Below are 16,857 nucleotides of genomic sequence, written 5' to 3'. Positions count from 1 at the left end.
GGCTCGAAGCATGTCTTTCAAATAAACCCATAGGTTGCCCGAAACAAGACATTAGCCGCGCCATGGCCGAAATGGCGCAAAGGATGGGCGGGTTTGGGCCAAGCGCGTGTTGGCCGGAACGGCCTCAGTCGGGAACGCTGGTCTGCAGCGCAAGGGCGTGCAGCACGCCGCCCATATTGCCCTTCAGCGCGTCATAGACCATCTGGTGCTGCTGGACGCGGCTTTTTCCCCGAAAGCTCTCGGCGACGACTTCAGCCGCATAGTGGTCGCCGTCGCCGGCGAGGTCGCGGATCGTCACCTTGGCGTCCGGAATGCCGTCCTTGATCAGTTTTTCGATGTCGTGGGCGTCCATTGCCATTGCACAATTCCTGTTTCGGGCGAGCGGTAGCGCGGCCGCCCGTGCGATGAGAGTCGGGGTAAACCTAAAGCCTTTCCGGCCGCGATTGAAGCCGTCCTGTCCAGCACCAGCGCGATTGTCGCCTAGGACGCATTCCTGTCCGGATCGACGGCATCGGCGGCTGGGTCGTCTTCGCGCATCGAGAAGGCGCGGCCAAGGCTGAAAACCAGACCATAGAGGGGGATGTTGACCGCCAGGTTGGCGATCGGCAGGTAGCTGGTCATCCGCCAGACGGGCGAGAAGAACGGTTGGCCATAGCCGTCGCAGACAAGCGAAGAGCCATACTCCCACAAGGCCCCCAGGACGGCCGCGACGGCGAAAAGCTTGATGCAGGTGATGATCTGCCTTGCCCGCGCCGGCTCCGGCAGAAGCCGGTTCCAGAGCACCAGGCAGACGATCGGAACCGCATAGATGAGGTTCTGCAGCACCAGCATCGGCAGCGCGCCATTGGCGGCGTCAAGGAACTCGGCACGCGTATCCAGCCTCGGGCAAACCGCGCTCGATGTCGTCGACAGCAGGAAAAAAACGAACGGCCCGAGGAACCAGAAGAAGAACAGCGACGGCCAGAAAACGACTGCAAGCAGCGCCCGGGCAGCCAGCTTCCTGTGATTGAGCATGAATCTTTTCCGAAAACCGGTTCCCACTTTTCGGGATCATGCTCTGCTCAACTGGCCTGGTCCATGAAGCGGGGGAACCAGCCTTCATGGGCGGCCTTCAGATCGTTGACCGGGATCGCCCTGGCATCGCCGAGCTTCAGCGCATCACCGCCGGTCGAGCCGATCCATGGCGCGAAGATGCCGAGTTCGCCCTGCTGCTTGCGGATGGCGTCCCATTCCTCGCCATGCGGGTCGATCGACAGCGTCAGCAGATAGCGGCCCTGATCCTCGCCGAACCACACCGGGATCGGATCGGTGCCGACAAGGCCGGGAACGGTCGCGCCGATGCCCGACGCCATCGCCATTTCGGCCAGCGCCACGGCGATGCCGCCATCGGAAACGTCATGCGCAGCGGTGACGATGCCGGAGGCGATCAGCGAGCGCACATGGTCGCCGACGCGCTTCTCATGCGCGAGGTCGACCGGCGGCGGCGGCCCGTCGGTGCGGCCATGGATGTCCCTGAAATAGACAGACTGGCCAAGATGCGTGCCCCAGGAGGCGGGCGCGCCGACCAGCAGGATCATCTGGCCTTGCGCCGCAAAGCCGGTGCGCACCATCTTCGACCAGTCGGCGATGAGGCCGACGCCGCCAATGGTCGGTGTCGGCAGGATGCCCTGGCCGTTGGTCTCGTTGTAGAGCGAGACATTGCCCGACACGATCGGGAACCCGAGCGCGCGACAGGCGTCGCCAATGCCCTTCACCGCGCCGACCAGCTGGCCCATGATCTCGGGCCGTTCCGGGTTGCCGAAATTGAGGTTGTCGGTGGCCGCCAGCGGCAGTGCGCCGGTGGCGGTCAGGTTGCGCCAGCACTCGGCCACGGCCTGCTTGCCGCCCTCATAGGGATCGGCTTCGCAATAGCGCGGCGTCACGTCAGACGAAAAGGCGAGCGCCTTGGTCGCATGGCCTTCCACCCGCACCACGCCGGCATCGCCGCCGGGAAGCTGCAGTGAATTGCCCTGGATCAGCGTGTCATACTGCTCCCATACCCAGCGGCGCGACGACTGGTTCGGTCCACCGAGCAGTTTCAGCAGCGCGTCGGCAACATCGGCCTGTGGAACGTCGTTGGCGGCGAGCGGTGCGGGCTTCTTCGGCTCGATCCAGGGGCGGTCATATTCCGGTGCCTTGTCGCCGAGATCCTTGATCGGCAGATCGGCGACCTCGTCGCCCTGATGCAGCACGCGGAAGCGCAGATCGTCGGTGGTCTTGCCGACAATGGCGAAGTCGAGGCCCCATTTGTGGAAGATCGCCTCGGCTTCCTTTTCCTTCTCGGGGCGCAGCACCATCAGCATGCGCTCCTGGCTTTCCGACAGCATCATCTCATAGGCGCTCATGCGCTCCTCGCGCACCGGCACCTTATCGAGATCGAGCTCGATGCCGAGGTCGCCCTTGGCGCCCATCTCGACCGCCGAACAGGTGAGGCCGGCCGCACCCATGTCCTGGATGGCGATGACGGCGCCCGAGGCCATCAGTTCGAGGCAGGCTTCGAGCAGGCACTTTTCGGTGAAGGGATCGCCGACCTGCACGGTCGGGCGCTTCTCGTCGATCTTGTCGTCGAACTCGGCCGAGGCCATGGTGGCGCCGCCGACGCCGTCGCGGCCGGTCTTGGCGCCGAGATAAACGACCGGCAGGCCGACGCCTTTGGCTTCCGACAGGAAGATGGCATTGGTCTTGGCGAGGCCCGCGGCGAAGGCGTTGACCAGGATGTTGCCGTTGTAGCGGGCGTCGAAATTGACCTCACCGCCGACCGTCGGCACGCCGAAGGAATTGCCGTAGCCGCCGACGCCCGAAACCACGCCGGCGACGAGATGCCTGGTCTTGGGGTGATCGGGCGCGCCAAAGCGCAGTGCATTCATCGCCGCGATTGGCCGTGCGCCCATGGTGAAGACGTCGCGCAAAATGCCGCCGACGCCGGTCGCCGCGCCCTGGTAGGGCTCGATGAAGGAGGGGTGGTTGTGGCTTTCCATCTTGAAGACGACGCAGTCGCCGTCACCGATGTCGACCACGCCGGCATTCTCGCCAGGCCCCTGGATGACCTGCGGTCCGGTGGTGGGCAGCGTGCGCAGCCACTTCTTCGAGGATTTGTAGGAGCAATGCTCGTTCCACATCGCCGAGAAAATGCCGAGCTCGGTAAAGCTCGGTTCGCGCCCGACGAGGTCGAGGATGCGCTGATACTCGTCCGGCTTCAGCCCATGCGCGGCGATGAGCTGTGGGGTGATCGGCACGGAATTGGAAATGGTCATGGGCGGTGATTTATGTCCATGGAGCGGGGATTTTGAGTCCCCTCTTATCGCAAGCTTTGCGGCCGATACACCCGTCGACGAACGAAAAAAGACAGAAAGCAAAAAGGTGATGACGGCGTAGCCCGCACCGGGAGCTTCAGACGCCCGTCGCGCCAGCGGTGATCCGCGAGGTCGCCGTGAGGAATGCGAAGCCGCATGGGAACGCTATGGCATCCCGACCGTTGGGTTCCAACCCTTCAGGAGATCAGACCATGGCTACCAAGCAGAACAAGAAAGACAATCGTCTCTCGGACAAGGAGGCTCTTCATCTCGCCGAAACCACCGACGTTTCGCCTGGACAGGCCAAGGAACTGGCCGAGAAGCACGGCAAGGACAAGGCCAAGGAGGAAGCCAAAAACTTCAAGGCCGAGGGCTGATCTGATTCAGGTCCCTCACGAAAAGCTGTCGTAGCCGGCACGGCCTTCGTCGAGGAGACGGCGGATGACGGCAACGCCGTCGGCGACATCGCTGCGCTGCCTCGGCTGCGAGGTGCCGAAGCGGACACCGTGAAAGACCTGTTCGGAGCGGCCGGCCTTGAACTCGTCCTCGTCGTCGATCAGCACGCCGTGTTCGAGACAGGCATTCTTGAAGGTGCCGGAAAGCCATGGGTCGGGCAAAGTCAGCCAGACAAAGGGCACGTTGTCGTGTGACTTGAACGCGAAGCCGGCCAAGGTCTCGCGCACGATCGCGATACGGGCGCTGATTTCGGCGATGCTGCGCTTGCGGATATCGCTGGCCTGACCGGAGAGCACCAGCCTTGTATTCACCTCCGCCAGCAGGAAGGGCATGCCGCCGGTCATCATCTTGTGGGCGACACGGATCCGGTGGCGATAGGCGGCAGGGCAGGAGAGCCAGCCGCCGCGGATACCGGCCGCTACCGATTTCGACAGACCGCCGGCGACGATGGTTCTCTCTGGGGCATATTCAGCAAGCAACGGTGTCGGGTCGTCAGTCAGGTGGCCATAAAGATCATCCTCGATCAGGATGACGTTGTATTCGCGCGCGACACGCGCGATCGCCTCGCGGCGCGCGGCGGACAGTGTCGTCAGCGTCGGATTCTGCGCCGTCGGCATCAGGAAGATCATCCTCGGGTGCTTTTGCGCGCAAACGCGCTCGAAATCGTCCGGGTCGAGACCTTCGTCATCCGAGGCCACCAGCGCCGTGCGCCGGCCGATCAGCCCGGCGCTGCGCGATATCTGCGAATAGGTGAGATGTTCGAAGGCGACATAGTCACCCGGCGTGGTGAGTGCGGCGATCGCCGCCATCACCGCGGCATGGGTGCCGAGCGTCGGAACAATGCTGTCGGCGGCCGGGCGGAAGGTGTTTCTCGACAGCCAGCGGGCGCCGGCTTCGTACCAGCGGCCAGGAAAATCACGCGTGTAGCTCGAGATTTCATGGGGATGATCCTGCGCGGTGCGCGACAGCACATCGGCGATATCAGTGCCCTGGCCGACATCGGGTGCCGCCGTGCTGTCGAAACGCAGCTTGTCCTGAGGCGCATCGACATAGCGCGTGCCTTCCACGCTGACGTCGGGCGCCTCCGGTTTCACGCCTTCGGCGCGCCGGCCAAGCACATAGGTTCCACGCCCGACTTCGCCGCTCACCAGCCCGCGCTCACGCAGCAATTGGTAGGCCCGGCCGACCGTGCCGACCGTGGTGCCGATGTCATAGGCGAGGTCGCGCTGGGGTGGCAGTTTTGTTCCGGCGCCGATCACGCCCCGGTCGATGCCCGCCTCAACGGAGTCCGCAAGGCGTTGATAGAGCGGTCCGGCGCCGCCGGTCAGATCTGGAAGCCAATTTGTCATGGTGACAATTTTCTATATTGCACCGAAATATGAGTCAATACATATCAATCGGGCGCCAAATGGGGTGCAATCGAGAGTCTTGGCAGAAAGAAAATGGATACAATCGCGACAATCCGTCATCCCAGAGCCGCATTTCCAGGCGAGGCGCTGCGCCCGTCAGGCCAGCGAGGCTTTGTCGGCCGTCTGGTGCGCCTGATCAGCTCGCTGGCACGATGGATCGACCATTTGCTGGAGCGCCGGCGCGGCCGGCTGGCTTTGCTGGAGATGACCGACGATCAGCTCAAGGATATCGGCATCTCCCGCTGCGATGCCCACCGCGAGGGCATCAGGCGCTTTTGGGATTAGAGGCCGATCTTAACGGGCCCGTTTGGCCTCGTGATGGCCGATGCCGCGATCGATAAAGGCGGCTATGATCGAGATCACCAGGAACAGCGCCGTGATGGCCAATGCCGCAATGGCGACGCTGGCGGCGCCGTTCTTGGCGACATCGAGGAAGGGGTAGGGCACTTCACCCGCGATCGATGCCCGTACCAGCGCATAGGCGAGATAGGCGATGGGGTAGAGCATCCACCAGGAAATGTCGCTCCATCGCGTACTGCCGTCGGCCCCTGCTGCCAGCCACCACAGCACGAACAGCACTGGCGTCACATAGTGCAGAAGCACATCGCAGAACAGAAACAGGCCTTGCGGCTGCCAGAGCCGTGCCAGAACCGTGGCATAGACGATGAAGACGACGGTGATCGAAACCGCAACACCCGCACGCATCTGCGGCCCGGCGAAGGCCGGCAGCCAGGCATAGCCGGTGGATGAGAGCAGGGATGTGTACACCAGCACGGCGCCAATGTTGGTCAGGATGGTGAAGAAGCTGAAATAGAACACGATAGAGCCGAGCAGGCTGCGGCCGGCCGCCATCGATGCCGGAACGGTGATGCAGAACTGCAGGACGAGGCCGGCCAGGCCGATGGCCAGACCCACCGCCTGCAGGAAGCGGCCCATGTCAGGCGGTCGCGGCGCAGGCCGGATTGCCCGTCTGCCAGCGGGCAATGTCCGAGCCGATGCGTGCGCCGAGCGGGTCGTTCATCAGCGGCCCGAACACGTCGACACGGCTCGAATTGCCTTGCGCCTGCACGACCAGCAGCGGCTTGCCGCCATAATGCTTGGCCGGCACCAAAAGAAAACGCGGCGTGCCGCTGAACGAGTTCAGTTCATTGGCCATCTGATATTGCTTGAAGGCCGGGTCCTTGCTGGCGATCCAGCATTTGTGGGCTGCGATCGCCACTTGTTCCATGGCCAGCAGCGCCGCGCTTTTGCCCGACGGCACAGGCGTGCTCTTCGGGCTCGATTGGCAGGACGCCAGGGCAAAGCCTGCGGTTGCGACGAGAACGATCGTCTTGCTCTTGATCAAGCGGCACCCATCTCGAGTTCGGACAGAGAGATCTTCAGGCCGTCGGTCATCTCGCCCCAGACCCGCGACAAGGCCGGATGCTGCGAAGCGATCTGCTGATAGGCATCGAATTTGGGATAGGCGTCGAGCAGGTCGTGGCGGCCCGTCATGGCGCGGAAATTGTTGAAGATGAACCGGGTCGGCGTCAGCCAGGCGTCGGCAAAGCTGATGTCGTTGCCGAGCGCGAAGGGGCCTTGCGCCATGCGCGCCTCGATCGCCGCCAGTCCGTGATGCAGACGGGCGAACTGGGCATCGATCTCGGCATTGTTTCGCTTCGGCACGAAATGCAGTTCGAAAAGCTTCATCATCGGCGTCAGCACGTCGAGATCTGTGATGCGGGCGAACATGCGCACCAGCGCGCGGTCCTTGGAATCGGGTGGCAGCAGTGCCGGTTCCGGAAAGCGCTCTTCCAGATATTCGGCGATGACCACCGATTCGAGGATCGTCTCGCCCGAGCCGGTGATCAGCACCGGAATCCGGTTCAGCGGCGAGATGGCGCGAAACGCTTCGGGGATTGGAAAACCCGGCGGCGGCGCGATGATCTTGAGCGGCACGTCCTTGATATAGGCAAGCGCCCGCACGATCGACGAATAGGGCGACAACGGCCGCGAATAGAGTTTCATGACCGTCTCTCTCCCCAGAGCAATGGACCCGATGTCCCTATGAATTTAACCGCGTTCGCCGCCAAGATCGTCAAGCGGCGATACCGAGCGCGCCTTCGAACAGCGCCCGGCCGTCGCTGCCGCCATGGGCGGCTTCGATCAAGTTTTCCGGATGCGGCATCAGGCCAAGCACATTGCCTTGTTCGTTGATGATGCCGGCAATGTCGTTGATCGAGCCATTGGGGTTGGTACCCTCGGCATAGCGGAACACCACCTGGCCTTCGCCTTCGAGGCGGGCAAGAGTTTCGGCGTCGGCGAAGTAATTGCCGTCATGATGCGCTACCGGCGAGCGGATGATCTGGCCCGGCTGGTAACGGCGGGTGAACATGGTGTTGGCGTTGGTGATCTCGAGCTTGATCTGCCGGCAGACGAACTTCAGCGAGGTGTTGCGCATGAGCGCCCCCGGCAGCAGGCCGGCCTCGACCAGGATCTGAAAGCCGTTGCAGACGCCGATGACTGCGACGCCCTTGGCGGCCTTTTCGGCGACTGCTCGCATCACCGGCATACGCGCCGCGATCGCGCCACAGCGCAGATAGTCGCCGAACGAGAAGCCGCCTGGGATGGCGATCAGGTCGACGTCAGGGATTTCAGTGTCGGTCTGCCAGACCGTAACCGGCGGTTTTCCCGAAATCTTGGTCAGCGCCGCGATCATGTCGCGGTCGCGGTTGAGGCCAGGCAGGAGGACGACGGCGGATTTCATTTTGGTTCGTAAGGCCTCTGGGCTTCGGCGAGTTCGCGCAGGTCGAGGCGGCGTTCGATATGTTCGAGCCGATCATCCTGGCGAGCGAGCACACCATAGATGTTTTTCACGTCACTTTCAGTGGCTATGAGATGACCTCGAATGGAACCAAGCTCGGATTTCACCTCTCCGAGCGTCAAGTCCATCCTGTCTAACCGAGACTGGATGGACTTGAGGGTTTCAAATATCAAGCTGCCATCGATCTCGGCCACCAACCCCTCCGACACAACCTCAGGTTATGGCCACACTATAATTCTCAATCACCGTGTTCGCCAGAAGCTTGTCGCACATGGCTTTCAGATCGGCCTCGGCCTTGGCCTTGTCGCTTTGCGCCAGTTCGACGTCAAACACCTTGCCCTGCCGTACCGCGCCGACGCCGCCGAAGCCCAGACCGGACAGAGCGTGTTCGATCGCCTTGCCTTGCGGGTCGAGAACGCCGTTCTTGAGGGTGACGGTAATGCGGGCCTTGATCACGCTGGACATGCTCCTGTTCTAAATATCGGATCGCAAGCCGCTATCAGTGCGGCTTGCCTTTAACGACGTCGGTCGAAGCGACAAGCACCGGGCCGGTCGGGCGCGGCGGCTCGTTCTCGTTCATGATGCCGAGGCGGCGAGCGACTTCCTGGTAGGCCTCGACGAGGCCGCCCATGTCGCGGCGGAAACGGTCCTTGTCGAGCTTGTCCTGCGTTGCCACGTCCCACAGACGGCAGGAGTCCGGCGAAATCTCGTCGGCGACCACGATGCGCATCATGTCGCCCTCGAACAGGCGGCCGCATTCGATCTTGAAGTCGACGAGCTGGATCCCGACGCCCATGAACAGGCCGGAGAGGAAATCGTTGACACGGATGGCGAGCGCCATCACGTCGTCGATCTCCTGCGGGCTTGCCCAGCCAAAGGCGGTGATGTGCTCTTCCGACACCATTGGATCGTCGAGCGCGTCGGCCTTGTAGTAGAATTCGATGATCGAGCGCGGCAGGACGGTGCCTTCCTCGATGCCGAGGCGCTTCGACAGCGAGCCGGCGGCGACGTTGCGCACCACCACTTCGAGCGGGATGATCTCGACTTCCTTGATCAGCTGCTCGCGCATATTGAGCCGGCGGATGAAGTGGGTCGGGATGCCCATGCGGTTCAAGTGGTTGAAGATGTGCTCGGAAATGCGGTTGTTGAGCACGCCCTTGCCGTCGACGACCTCGTGTTTCTTCTTGTTGAAAGCAGTGGCGTCATCCTTGAAGAACTGGATGAGCGTACCCGGCTCCGGTCCCTCATAGAGGATCTTGGCCTTGCCTTCATAAATGCGGCGGCGATTTTTCATCTGATTTTTTCTCTGGATTTGCGGGCAGGCGGCAAGCGACCAGTTCCTGTCCGTCTGCCTATATTAGTTGCGGCGACGGTTGGGTTCAATGCCGGGTCTATCCCAATCGCACCGTTTGCTCAATCGGCAAATCCGTCCAATCAACCGCTTTCCGGACTGAAATGCCGCAGCGCAGCATATGACGAAGCGTATTGACCGGCTCGCGACCTTTTGGTTTGTGCTTTGGCAGCACACATATCTCTTGCCAACGAATCGGATTTGACCCGGAGGGACGCCATGAGCATGAAAGATCGCGAAGAAGGCTTCGAGCGCAAATTTGCATTCGACGAAGAGCTTCGTTTCAAGGCGTCGGCGCGCCGCAACAAGGCGCTCGGGCTGTGGGCCGCTGAAAAGCTTGGAAAGGCGGGTGTCGACGCTGATGCCTATGCCAAGGAAGTCGTTGTTTCCGACATCGAGGAAGCCGGCGATCACGATGTATTCCGCAAGATCCGTAAGGATTTCGATGCCGCCGGTGTCGACCAGTCGGACCATCAGATCCGCCGCACCATGGACGAACTGATGGCGCAGGCGATCGAGCAGATCAGGAACACCTGATCCGGGCCGACGCAGGCTTCGCAAAAGTGTGCCGGTTTTGCGACGGAACCTGCGGCAAAAGAATGACTGGACCAATCGACCGCCCGGCCAAGCCGGGCGGTTTTTCTTTGCCTTTGGCGTGGTTTCCGGCTGAAACTGCCGACATTAACGAGGAAGAAGATTAGATGTCCCTGAAGTCCCGCCTTGCCGCCGATGAAACGTTGGTCACCGCTTGGTCCGGCGTGCCGGATGCCCTGACCGTCGAGATCCTCGCCAAACAGGGCTTCGATGCCATCACGCTCGACATGCAGCATGGCGGTCATCACGAGGACAGCGTGCTGCGCGGTCTCTTGCCCGTGCTTGCCGCAAACAAGCCGGCTCTGGTACGCATCCCGGTCGGCCGTTTCGACATGGCAAGCCGGGCGCTCGATTTCGGCGCCGAGGCGGTGATCGCGCCAATGGTGAATTCGGTGGCTGACGCAAGACTATTCGCCGCGGCAATGAAATATCCCCCGCTCGGCGAGCGCTCGTGGGGTCCCACCTACGCCTTTCCGCGCCACGGCAAGGGCGACCAAGCCGAATGGCTACGCGACACCAATCAGCGCACCATGGCCTTTGCCATGGTCGAGACGCGCGCCGCGCTCGACGCGCTCGACGGCATTCTCGACACGCCGGGCATTGATGGCATCTTCCTCGGGCCGTCGGATTTCTCGATTGCCTGGACCAATGGCGCCACAGTCAGTTCGACGCTGGAGAGCATGATGGAGACGGTGGCGTCGGTGGCCGAGCGCACCCGCAAGGCCGGAAAACATGCCGCGATCTATGTCGTCGAACCAGCAATTGCCGGCCGTGTCGTCTCGATGGGCTATCGCCTGCTCGCCACCGGTTCAGAGCATGCGTTGATTTCATTGGGGGCAAGGACCCTGCTGAAAAATATCAAGGATTCGATCGGAGCCTGAACCCGAACCGGAGGATCTGCCGTCACGGCGCCAGGCGGTCAGGCGCCCGCTGCAGCAGGCGCCGCGGCGATAGGGCTGCCGCGCCTGAACCTGTTGAACAGGGCGCCGAGCACCTGGACCCACCAGTTGTTGAAAGTCATCAGCGGCAACGCCACGAGGATCGACCCCAGTATGGCGGCGGCGGCACCGAGTGCGGTGGAGCCGCTGACCAGCAGGACCCATGAACCCAGCGAGCAGATAACGGGTACATGCACGAGGTAGAGCGGGAAAGACAGGTCGCCCAGGAAACGTGCCGCCTTGCCCGAGAGCCATGCTGGAGGCTCGTCCACACTTAGCATAGCGTAGACCAACATGATGCTTGCCGGGATGGCCACGCAGGCTTGCCGCAGGCCGACATCATCGGAAACCGCGGTCTCGAGCAGCGCAAAGGGCCGGTATATGCCGACAGCACTCCCCGCATAGCCCAGCAGCGCAAGGGAAACGATCACCATGGCGCCTCTTATCCAGCGATTCGGGCGCAAACCCATGGCGAGAAGCGGATAGAGCATGAGGCTGGCGGGAAAGGCACAAAAGAAGAAGCTGACTTGCAGCGCCAGGAACGCTGCCGCTGCTATGCAGACCCAGAAGAGCAACGTCCAGCGGCCCAGGAGCAAAAAAACGATGGGGGCGAGGGCGAAGGTGAGCATGCTCCCCCAGAACTCGACGGCCATAGTCCACAGGCTGCTGTCATAATATTTGTCGCCGTAGATGAACGTCCGCCAGGCACCTTGCTGGAACGCATCGGCGAAACTCGCTGTCTCCGGCGAGAGCACCCTTGAAGCATTGCCGAATCTGATCAGCCACTCGGATTGGGTGACCGCAGCCGCATCCTTGAAGAAATATAGATCGAGCTTGAATATGACGCAGGATGCCAGAACCGCAACAAGCACTGGTCCGGCCAGACGAGGCAAACGCTTTATCGCACCCAGCAGCAGATCTTGCGGCTTGCGGGACTGGAAATAACGCCTGACAAGCACGTAGGAAGAGAGGACGAAAAACAAGTAGACGGCAGAGCCGCCATTGAAGGCGATGAAAGCCAGACTTGTCTTGAGGGATTGCGCGGCGTTGTCTGCGCCCTCCGCTACTGGCGCAAAAGCGCGCAAAGTATGCCCATTCAGGACGACAAGCGCCGCAGAACCCCTCAAGAATTCGAGTGAAGCGTCCTTGCGCAAGCGCTTACCTTCGTTTGAGCGCGAAGAATTTCATTTAGCAATCTGGCATATTTACGCGCGACGAACAGAGCTCGCCGTGCATAAGGAAGTTATCGCGAGCCACCTTAAATTATTGTTTATCGGGGCTCGGCGGTTTCTTCGGGAACTTTCTGCGCCGGCTTCGGGCCTGAATCACAGATCCGTCAGGAACTTGGCGAAGGTCATCGAGCCTTCGGGCCAAGGGCCGAAGCCGGAATCCTGGTTGAGATGGCCGGTCTCGCCGGCATCGATGAACAGCGAACCCCAGGCGCCGGCTATGTCCTCGGCGACACCGAAGGCACAGAACGGGTCGTTGCGGCTGGCGATCACGATCGACGGAAAAGGCAGCGGCTCGCGCGGGTAGGGGCCGAAGGTCATCAGGTGCTTCGGCTTGATCCCGGGGTTGGCAACATCGGGCGGCGCCACGAAGAAGGCGCCGGCGACCGGTCTGACGAATTTCGGGATGGCCTGCACGGCCGCAGCCACCCCTAACGAATGCGCGACGATGACCACAGGCCTCTCGGCCTCGTTGACCGCTTTGGCTACGCTCGCTGTCCAGTCCTCACGCACCGGCTTCGACCATTCAGCCTGCTCGACGCGCCGCGCCGTCGACAGTTTCGATTGCCAGCGGGTTTGCCAGTGCTCGGGTCCGGAATTGGTGTAGCCCGGAACGATCAGGATATCTGCATCTTTGACTTTCATGGAGCTGAGATAGCGAGCGCGATTGCCTCATGCAACCGTTGATGGGACGCGCTTCTGCTTGTAATGGTGAACACCATGTTCGCTTTTCGCTGTCTTGTGTGAACGATGGCAATCGACGATCTGTCGTTAGGACAGAAACAGCCGTGGAGGACCGGGATTTTGGCGCTGACACGACGTACAACAATCGGCGGCGCCGGCTCCTGGCATTGGGAGCCTCATCAAGCGTCGGCGCGATGGAGACCATGATGAGCGAACTGCCATTTGCCGCCACCACGCCGGTGAGCGTTGCCCGCGTCGGGCTGAAGGCGCGCGATGCCGAAAGCCTCGCTGCCTATTATCGCCGGGTTGTCGGCCTGCAGGAATTGAGCCGTGCCGATGGCGCGATCACGCTCGGCGCCGGCAGCCGTCCGCTGCTCGTCCTCGAGCCGGATGGTTCAGCCAAGCCGGACGATCCGCGCAGCGCCGGCCTGTTCCATACGGCTTTCCTGCTGCCCAGCCGTGCCGATCTCGGCCGCTGGATCAACCACGCCATATCAGACAAGATCGCCATCGAAGGCGCGTCCGACCATCTGGTCAGCGAAGCGCTCTACCTGACCGATCCCGAAGGCAACGGCATCGAGATCTATGCCGACCGCCGGCCGCAGGATTGGAAATGGAACGGCGACAAGATCGCCATGGCGACAGAGCGGCTCAACATTCCGGCTGTCGTCGGCGAAGTGCCGTCCGGCGATGCGGGCTGGCAAGGCGCGCCGGAAAACAGCATTGTCGGCCATGTCCATCTGCGAGTCGGCAGGCCGGAAGAGGCGGAAGCCTGGTGGAACCAGGAATTCGGCTTCGACACGGTGGCCAGATATGGCGGTCAGGCAGTGTTCCTGTCGTCAGGCCATTACCATCATCACATCGGCGCCAATGCCTGGCAGAGCGCCGGCGCCGGCCGTCGCGACCCGTCGCGCTCGGGCCTCGCCTGGGTCGAGATGCGTTCGGACAATGTGACCGGCGAAACGACCCGCGAGGATCCCTGGGGCACGGTGATCAGGACCGTTCCTGGAAAGGCGTGATCGGCGTCGGCACAGCTTCTTTCTCCCGTCCACGAGGAAGCTCAAGCCTCCCCAAACACGCGCCTGAAGATCGTGTCGACATGCTTGGTGTGATAGCCCAGGTCGAATTTCTCACGGATTTCCGCCTCCGGCAGGGCGGCGGTGACTTCCTTGTCGGCCAAGAGTTCTTCAAGAAAATCAGCGCCTTGTTCCCACACCTTCATGGCGTTGCGCTGCACCAGCCGGTAGGAGTCCTCGCGCGACAGGCCGGCCTGCGTCAGCGCCAGCATGACGCGCTGCGAATGCACCAGGCCGCGGAACTTGTTCATGTTCTTCAGCATGTTCTCGGGATAGACGACCAGCTTGTCGACGACGCCGGTCAGCCGTGACAGCGCGAAATCCAGCGTCACCGTGGCGTCCGGACCGATCATGCGCTCGACGGAGGAGTGCGAGATGTCGCGCTCGTGCCAGAGCGCCACATCCTCCATCGCCGGCAGCGCCATTGAGCGCACCATGCGGGCAAGGCCGGTGAGGTTTTCCGTCAGCACCGGATTGCGCTTGTGCGGCATTGCCGATGAGCCTTTCTGGCCCGGCGAAAAATACTCCTCCGCTTCCAGCACCTCGGTGCGCTGCAGGTGCCGGATCTCGGTCGCCAGTCGCTCCATCGACGAGGCGATGACGCCGAGCGTGGCAAAGAACATGGCGTGGCGGTCGCGCGGGATCACTTGCGTCGACACCGGCTCCGGCTTCAGCCCGAGCTTTGCCGCGACATGCTCCTCGACATAGGGTTCGATGTTGGCGAAGGTGCCGACTGCCCCGGAAATGGCGCAGGTGGCGATGTCTTCGCGTGCGTGCACCAGCCGCTCGCGGCAGCGCGAGAATTCGGCATAGGCCTGCGCCAGCTTGATGCCGAAGGTTGTCGGCTCGGCATGGATGCCGTGGCTGCGGCCGATGGTAACGGTGTCCTTGTGTTCGAAGGCGCGGCGCTTGAGCGCGGCAAGCAGGCCGTCAATGTCGGCGAGCAGAATGTCGCTGGCGCGCGTAAGCTGGACGGCAAAGCAGGTGTCCAGGACATCCGAAGACGTCATGCCCTGGTGGATGAAACGCGCATCCGGTCCGACGAATTCGGCAAGATGTGTGAGGAAGGCGATGACGTCATGCTTGGTGACGCGTTCGATCTCGTCGATCTTCTCGACGTCGAATTTCGCGGCACCGCCCTTTTCCCAGATGGTCTTTGCCGCTTCCTTCGGGATGACGCCGAGTTCGGCCAGCGCGTCGCAGGCATGGGCCTCGATTTCGAACCAGATGCGAAACCGAGTTTCGGGCGACCAGATGGCGACCATTTCCGGCCGGGAATAGCGAGGGATCATCGGTCAGTCCTGATGTGTCGGAGGGTTAGCCCGCCTCCTAACAGAGACAGACAAAATGCTCAACGCCGCTGCTGTGCGAACCAGAGGCTGGCGGCAAACAAGGCGATGAACCCAAGCGGAAAATAGAGCCTGATGCCCAGCACCATGAACTGGTAGGACGCCACCGCCATGGTGAAGGCGAGTTGAAACCCCCAGGTGAGGGTGAAGGCCGGTGCATGCCATTCGGCATAGTAGGACCGGTATTGCAAGGCATAGAGCCCGTCGGTCAGCCCGATCGTCGCGGCGGCAAGGCACACCATTGTCGCCGCGAAGGCGACCTCCCGGCGCCTTCCCAGTGAAACCAGCCGCGCCACGAACAGGCCGACCGGAAAAGCGAGGGCGCCGCCGCCCGTAAACAGCAGCGACACGGTGCGGATTTTCTCCGGCGTCACCCAATTGTCCAGCAACAGGTTGATGAGCGCGCTCATGCCCATGGTTGCGGCCCACAAGAACGAGCCGAAAAGCGTCGCGCGCCACCCTGGCAAGGCGCGGCGGACGAAGTTCAGGTTGCGGCTGAGTATGGCGGCGTGCGTACTCACAGGCGGCCGGTCACGGCGATCCAGCGGAAGTCCGGACCCTCGAAGCCATATTGGCGCACCGCGATCAGCACCGCATAGGCGCTGAGGCTATCCATGGAGAATGTCTGCACCGCACCGATGCGGTAGCCGTTCGGGCAGCCGCGGCTTTTGGGGATCGACTTGTCCTCGTGCAGCAATTTGGTGGTGCCGCCATCCTGCGCCGCGACGCGCAGCAGCCGGAAGCCATTGATCTCGCCCTGGCTGTCGCAGCCTTCGGTGCTGTTCATGCCGATCTCGTCCAGCCGGAACTCGAGCGGTTGGTCGACCGGAGAGAAGATCGGCCGCGGATTGACCGCCATGCGGTGCGGATCGGCCGAAAGCTCGGTCACCGGGTTGAAACCGGCGGTGATGCCGCGATTGGCGCTGAGCTCGGCCTGGCTGACAATGGCCTCGCCCTTTTGCCTGGCCTGAAGGCGCGCCGCGTCCAGCTTGGCGTTCTCGTCGTCGAGCCGGACCCTGATCGGCGTGCCCTTGAGAAAGCTGTCGGTGCTGGTGTCGATGTAATAGCGGTTGGCATAGGGGAAGCCCGACCCGTCCTGGACGCCGTATTCCTCGAAGGCGAACACGCCGCCATCCTTGCTGAAGCCAAGGATTTCAAGCTCGGCGACATCGCCGGCCTGGACGGCGATCGACGCGCCAAGCTGCGCGGCCAAGCAAACGGCAAACAGGAAAAGCACTCGCATTTTTTCACTCCGGCAGCCGTGGTCGTTGCAATCCCTAGCACGACGAAATCAAAACGTCGTGCTGGCCAAAAGCCGATGCATCCAATCGGCTCGTCATTTGTTATTGTCGGCAGTCCCAATGGAGAACCACCATGAACGACACCAGCAAAATTCGTGAGCATATGGAAGTCGTCGGCGCCGATGGCGTGCATCTCGGCACTGTCGACAAGGTCGACGGCCAGCGCATCAAGCTGACCAAGGCCGACAGCGGCGAGGGCGCTCACAAAGGTCATCACCACTACATTCCTCTGGCCCTGGTTGCAGAAGTCGATGGCAAGAAGGTGTGGCTGTCAGCGAATTCCGATGTGGCGGTGACGTTCGAGGAAGAAAAATCCAATCCGGTCTGATTGATCG

The 16,857-nt window shown here is 62.1% G+C and carries 22 protein-coding genes; 6 read left to right on the top strand and 16 right to left on the bottom strand.

Going from position 1 to position 16,857, the window contains the following annotated elements; all coding sequences use genetic code 11:
- Positions 1 to 124: 124 nt before the first annotated feature.
- The 3 genes from FJ546_RS06355 to purL form a co-directional block, all read right to left on the bottom strand.
- Entirely contained in the window at positions 125 to 358 is a 234-nt protein-coding gene (locus FJ546_RS06355; RefSeq protein ID WP_010909092.1) for a BolA family transcriptional regulator, read from the bottom strand.
- A gap of 122 nt (positions 359 to 480) precedes the next feature.
- The gene (locus tag FJ546_RS06350; protein WP_140888576.1) at positions 481 to 1,014 is read right to left on the bottom strand and encodes a hypothetical protein; all 534 of its coding nucleotides are present in this window, start codon (positions 1,012 to 1,014) and stop codon (positions 481 to 483) included.
- 47 nt (positions 1,015 to 1,061) lie between these two features.
- Positions 1,062 to 3,293, bottom strand: coding sequence for a phosphoribosylformylglycinamidine synthase subunit PurL (gene purL / locus FJ546_RS06345; protein ID WP_140888575.1), 2,232 nt, complete (start codon positions 3,291 to 3,293; stop codon positions 1,062 to 1,064).
- A 251-nt stretch (positions 3,294 to 3,544) separates the two neighbouring features.
- On the opposite strand from purL, the gene FJ546_RS31090 reads away from it, so the two are divergent.
- Entirely contained in the window at positions 3,545 to 3,709 is a 165-nt protein-coding gene (locus FJ546_RS31090; RefSeq protein ID WP_181167833.1) for a hypothetical protein, read from the top strand.
- Between the two features lie 15 nt (positions 3,710 to 3,724).
- Here FJ546_RS31090 and FJ546_RS06340 read toward each other — a convergent pair whose 3' ends face one another.
- A complete protein-coding gene (locus FJ546_RS06340; protein WP_140888574.1) occupies positions 3,725 to 5,137 on the bottom strand; it encodes a PLP-dependent aminotransferase family protein in 1,413 nt (470 codons plus the stop codon).
- Between the two features lie 93 nt (positions 5,138 to 5,230).
- On the opposite strand from FJ546_RS06340, the gene FJ546_RS06335 reads away from it, so the two are divergent.
- A complete protein-coding gene (locus FJ546_RS06335; protein WP_140888573.1) occupies positions 5,231 to 5,482 on the top strand; it encodes a DUF1127 domain-containing protein in 252 nt (83 codons plus the stop codon).
- Between the two features lie 9 nt (positions 5,483 to 5,491).
- Here FJ546_RS06335 and FJ546_RS06330 read toward each other — a convergent pair whose 3' ends face one another.
- The 7 genes from FJ546_RS06330 to purC all read right to left on the bottom strand — a co-directional run bounded on the left by FJ546_RS06330 (position 5,492) and on the right by purC (position 9,294).
- Positions 5,492 to 6,133: a Pr6Pr family membrane protein gene (locus tag FJ546_RS06330; RefSeq protein ID WP_140888572.1), complete on the bottom strand. Its 642-nt coding sequence runs from the start codon at positions 6,131 to 6,133 to the stop codon at positions 5,492 to 5,494.
- A gap of 1 nt (position 6,134) precedes the next feature.
- Positions 6,135 to 6,542, bottom strand: coding sequence for a hypothetical protein (locus FJ546_RS06325; RefSeq protein WP_140888571.1), 408 nt, complete (start codon positions 6,540 to 6,542; stop codon positions 6,135 to 6,137).
- Positions 6,539 to 7,204: a glutathione S-transferase family protein gene (locus FJ546_RS06320; RefSeq protein ID WP_140888570.1), complete on the bottom strand. Its 666-nt coding sequence runs from the start codon at positions 7,202 to 7,204 to the stop codon at positions 6,539 to 6,541. The genes FJ546_RS06325 and FJ546_RS06320 overlap by 4 nt, the downstream gene beginning before the upstream one ends.
- A gap of 70 nt (positions 7,205 to 7,274) precedes the next feature.
- Positions 7,275 to 7,943, bottom strand: coding sequence for a phosphoribosylformylglycinamidine synthase subunit PurQ (purQ, locus tag FJ546_RS06315; RefSeq protein WP_140888569.1), 669 nt, complete (start codon positions 7,941 to 7,943; stop codon positions 7,275 to 7,277).
- Complete coding sequence (locus tag FJ546_RS06310) at positions 7,940 to 8,194, bottom strand: hypothetical protein (RefSeq protein WP_095770880.1); 255 nt, start codon at positions 8,192 to 8,194, stop codon at positions 7,940 to 7,942. The genes purQ and FJ546_RS06310 overlap by 4 nt, the downstream gene beginning before the upstream one ends.
- 19 nt (positions 8,195 to 8,213) lie before the next feature.
- Positions 8,214 to 8,456, bottom strand: coding sequence for a phosphoribosylformylglycinamidine synthase subunit PurS (purS, locus tag FJ546_RS06305; protein ID WP_140888568.1), 243 nt, complete (start codon positions 8,454 to 8,456; stop codon positions 8,214 to 8,216).
- 43 nt (positions 8,457 to 8,499) lie between these two features.
- Entirely contained in the window at positions 8,500 to 9,294 is a 795-nt protein-coding gene (gene purC / locus FJ546_RS06300) for a phosphoribosylaminoimidazolesuccinocarboxamide synthase (protein ID WP_010909103.1), read from the bottom strand.
- A gap of 276 nt (positions 9,295 to 9,570) precedes the next feature.
- Here purC and FJ546_RS06295 point away from each other — a divergent pair, with 276 nt between their 5' ends.
- A complete protein-coding gene (locus FJ546_RS06295; protein ID WP_140888567.1) occupies positions 9,571 to 9,888 on the top strand; it encodes a DUF1476 domain-containing protein in 318 nt (105 codons plus the stop codon).
- A 164-nt stretch (positions 9,889 to 10,052) separates the two neighbouring features.
- Positions 10,053 to 10,826, top strand: coding sequence for an HpcH/HpaI aldolase/citrate lyase family protein (locus tag FJ546_RS06290; protein WP_140888566.1), 774 nt, complete (start codon positions 10,053 to 10,055; stop codon positions 10,824 to 10,826).
- A gap of 38 nt (positions 10,827 to 10,864) precedes the next feature.
- Here FJ546_RS06290 and FJ546_RS06285 read toward each other — a convergent pair whose 3' ends face one another.
- Together FJ546_RS06285 and FJ546_RS06280 are read right to left on the bottom strand one after the other, a co-directional pair.
- Positions 10,865 to 12,037, bottom strand: a complete 1,173-nt coding sequence (locus FJ546_RS06285; RefSeq protein WP_140888565.1) for an acyltransferase — start codon at positions 12,035 to 12,037, stop codon at positions 10,865 to 10,867.
- A gap of 171 nt (positions 12,038 to 12,208) precedes the next feature.
- Entirely contained in the window at positions 12,209 to 12,757 is a 549-nt protein-coding gene (locus FJ546_RS06280) for an alpha/beta hydrolase (RefSeq protein ID WP_140888564.1), read from the bottom strand.
- 245 nt (positions 12,758 to 13,002) lie between these two features.
- Between FJ546_RS06280 and FJ546_RS06275 the strand changes: the two genes are divergently transcribed.
- Positions 13,003 to 13,815: a VOC family protein gene (locus FJ546_RS06275; RefSeq protein ID WP_140888563.1), complete on the top strand. Its 813-nt coding sequence runs from the start codon at positions 13,003 to 13,005 to the stop codon at positions 13,813 to 13,815.
- 41 nt (positions 13,816 to 13,856) lie between these two features.
- Here the strand turns inward: FJ546_RS06275 and purB are convergent, their stop codons facing one another.
- From purB to FJ546_RS06260, 3 genes are read right to left on the bottom strand one after another with little or no spacing between them, the layout of a single operon-like run.
- Positions 13,857 to 15,164: an adenylosuccinate lyase gene (gene purB / locus FJ546_RS06270; protein ID WP_038646437.1), complete on the bottom strand. Its 1,308-nt coding sequence runs from the start codon at positions 15,162 to 15,164 to the stop codon at positions 13,857 to 13,859.
- A gap of 59 nt (positions 15,165 to 15,223) precedes the next feature.
- Positions 15,224 to 15,742 carry a hypothetical protein gene (locus tag FJ546_RS06265; RefSeq protein ID WP_140888562.1) on the bottom strand — a complete coding sequence of 173 codons (519 nt, stop codon included), beginning with the start codon at positions 15,740 to 15,742 and terminating at the stop codon, positions 15,224 to 15,226.
- Positions 15,739 to 16,464, bottom strand: coding sequence for a DUF2259 domain-containing protein (locus FJ546_RS06260; protein ID WP_140888561.1), 726 nt, complete (start codon positions 16,462 to 16,464; stop codon positions 15,739 to 15,741). The genes FJ546_RS06265 and FJ546_RS06260 overlap by 4 nt, the downstream gene beginning before the upstream one ends.
- A 131-nt stretch (positions 16,465 to 16,595) precedes the next feature.
- Here FJ546_RS06260 and FJ546_RS06255 point away from each other — a divergent pair, with 131 nt between their 5' ends.
- On the top strand, positions 16,596 to 16,850 hold the full coding sequence (locus FJ546_RS06255) for a DUF2171 domain-containing protein (RefSeq protein WP_140888560.1): 255 nt from the start codon (positions 16,596 to 16,598) through the stop codon (positions 16,848 to 16,850).
- Positions 16,851 to 16,857 lie beyond the last annotated feature (7 nt).

It is taken from the genome of Mesorhizobium sp. B2-4-19 (assembly GCF_006441315.1).
In the GTDB taxonomy this organism is placed as follows: Bacteria; Pseudomonadota; Alphaproteobacteria; order Rhizobiales; family Rhizobiaceae; genus Mesorhizobium.
Note: the sequence above shows the minus strand (reverse complement) of the source record. Positions and strands in the feature narration are given on the sequence as shown.

Bases quoted from the DNA above. Each gene is read 5' to 3' on its own strand.
- FJ546_RS06355 (WP_010909092.1), bottom strand. From the start codon at position 358: ATGGCAATGGACGCCCACGACATCGAAAAACTGATCAAGGACGGCATT.
- FJ546_RS06350 (WP_140888576.1), bottom strand. From the start codon at position 1,014: ATGCTCAATCACAGGAAGCTGGCTGCCCGGGCGCTGCTTGCAGTCGTT.
- purL (WP_140888575.1), bottom strand. From the start codon at position 3,293: ATGACCATTTCCAATTCCGTGCCGATCACCCCACAGCTCATCGCCGCG.
- FJ546_RS31090 (WP_181167833.1), top strand. From the start codon at position 3,545: ATGGCTACCAAGCAGAACAAGAAAGACAATCGTCTCTCGGACAAGGAG.
- FJ546_RS06340 (WP_140888574.1), bottom strand. From the start codon at position 5,137: ATGACAAATTGGCTTCCAGATCTGACCGGCGGCGCCGGACCGCTCTAT.
- FJ546_RS06335 (WP_140888573.1), top strand. From the start codon at position 5,231: ATGGATACAATCGCGACAATCCGTCATCCCAGAGCCGCATTTCCAGGC.
- FJ546_RS06330 (WP_140888572.1), bottom strand. From the start codon at position 6,133: ATGGGCCGCTTCCTGCAGGCGGTGGGTCTGGCCATCGGCCTGGCCGGC.
- FJ546_RS06320 (WP_140888570.1), bottom strand. From the start codon at position 7,204: ATGAAACTCTATTCGCGGCCGTTGTCGCCCTATTCGTCGATCGTGCGG.
- purQ (WP_140888569.1), bottom strand. From the start codon at position 7,943: ATGAAATCCGCCGTCGTCCTCCTGCCTGGCCTCAACCGCGACCGCGAC.
- purC (WP_010909103.1), bottom strand. From the start codon at position 9,294: ATGAAAAATCGCCGCCGCATTTATGAAGGCAAGGCCAAGATCCTCTAT.
- FJ546_RS06295 (WP_140888567.1), top strand. From the start codon at position 9,571: ATGAGCATGAAAGATCGCGAAGAAGGCTTCGAGCGCAAATTTGCATTC.
- FJ546_RS06290 (WP_140888566.1), top strand. From the start codon at position 10,053: ATGTCCCTGAAGTCCCGCCTTGCCGCCGATGAAACGTTGGTCACCGCT.
- FJ546_RS06280 (WP_140888564.1), bottom strand. From the start codon at position 12,757: ATGAAAGTCAAAGATGCAGATATCCTGATCGTTCCGGGCTACACCAAT.
- FJ546_RS06275 (WP_140888563.1), top strand. From the start codon at position 13,003: ATGAGCGAACTGCCATTTGCCGCCACCACGCCGGTGAGCGTTGCCCGC.
- purB (WP_038646437.1), bottom strand. From the start codon at position 15,164: ATGATCCCTCGCTATTCCCGGCCGGAAATGGTCGCCATCTGGTCGCCC.
- FJ546_RS06260 (WP_140888561.1), bottom strand. From the start codon at position 16,464: ATGCGAGTGCTTTTCCTGTTTGCCGTTTGCTTGGCCGCGCAGCTTGGC.
- FJ546_RS06255 (WP_140888560.1), top strand. From the start codon at position 16,596: ATGAACGACACCAGCAAAATTCGTGAGCATATGGAAGTCGTCGGCGCC.